At 35.5% G+C, this 1,315-nt stretch carries 1 pseudogene; it reads right to left on the bottom strand.

Annotated elements, in window-relative coordinates:
- Positions 1 to 192: 192 nt before the first annotated feature.
- Positions 193 to 1,315 (bottom strand): annotated as a pseudogene (locus HC175_RS15070) (IS1634 family transposase); the annotation flags it as partial.

Raw genomic sequence — 1,315 nt, 5'->3', positions numbered from 1 at the left:
AGTAGAAAAGATAGAATGTAATCTGCTGTATCCTCAAAAATTAAGAGCCGCAATTTGCGGCTCTTTTCCATTCTATATTTTATTAGAGTATTTACTTCTTCTTTGGTTCAAAAACGGGTAGTAACTTGGTGCTTACTTCCCCGAATCCAATTCGGTAGCCGTCCTGTTTTGTGCACGGGGACACCCTGGCCCCTAAATTAGATTTGTATCTAAATTGAACAGGTTGACGAGATTTTTTTGTTCTTGATTTTTTATCACTAATCTATTGTGTTTTGTTGTTGAATATGGGGATTGAATACTGACCTGGTATATTGTCTTTACAATATCTATAGCCTTTTCGGGGCTTAGAGTAGACTCCTTAATCTTTAATTGTCTTTCCAGTTCTTTATACACCTTGCATGCTGCGAATGACACACAAATATGAGCCTCAATTCTTCTTCTCAATCTATGGTAGATGGGTCGTATTTTTAAATCTGATTTTGAGATCCGAAAGGTCTTCTCTATAGTCCATAATTCATTATACTGATCGATTACTTGTTTAGCGGGTAGATCTGTATTTGTTGCATATCCTTTGAGTCCATCCCACCTGGCATCTTCTTCAAATTTTTTGTAATCGATTAGGACATCTGCTTTACCCTCTATTTTTAAATATTTATTGTAGCCTTTGTTATTGATGTGGGATTTGGTGAGTTTTCCTGATTTAACTTTATTTTCCAGTCTTTCAAGACCACGTCTTCTGTTGTGAGCATCTTTATGTGCTCGCTGCTCTTTAAAGTTTATAATTAATCGTTGGTGCTCTTTTTGCACCTCGCTATATTCTTTATCTTTTAATTCGAGGTCCAGGATTTGTTTTTTGATGGATTCCGGTTCATTTTTTATCCTGGCTCTAAGGATATATTTATAATTCCTCTCTTTTAATAGTTCGATATTTCTTTTAGACAATAAACCAGAATCCGCTACTACCGTTAAATGTTGTGAATGGTATTTTTCAGAAAAATGATCCACCACTGGTAAGAGCGTATCACCTTCATATTTGTTTCCTTCAAAAATGTGATAATCGATAGGATATCCTCCATCACTAACCAATAATCCCAGAACAATCTGCGGATTTTGATGTTTTCCATCTTTACTAAAACCAGGAATTCTAAGATCATCCTCCTTTGAGGCTTCAAAATACAGGGTAGTAACATCGTAGAAAACTACGGATAAAACATTTCCATACAAACTTAAAGTATGCTGAAGGCTGATCGCTTTGATGTGCTCCATTTGTTCTTTATGAAGCTTAATCAAGATACCGGTATACACTGTAAACACT

The sequence above is a fragment of the Salinimicrobium oceani genome (assembly GCF_012037645.1).
Note: the sequence above shows the minus strand (reverse complement) of the source record. Positions and strands in the feature narration are given on the sequence as shown.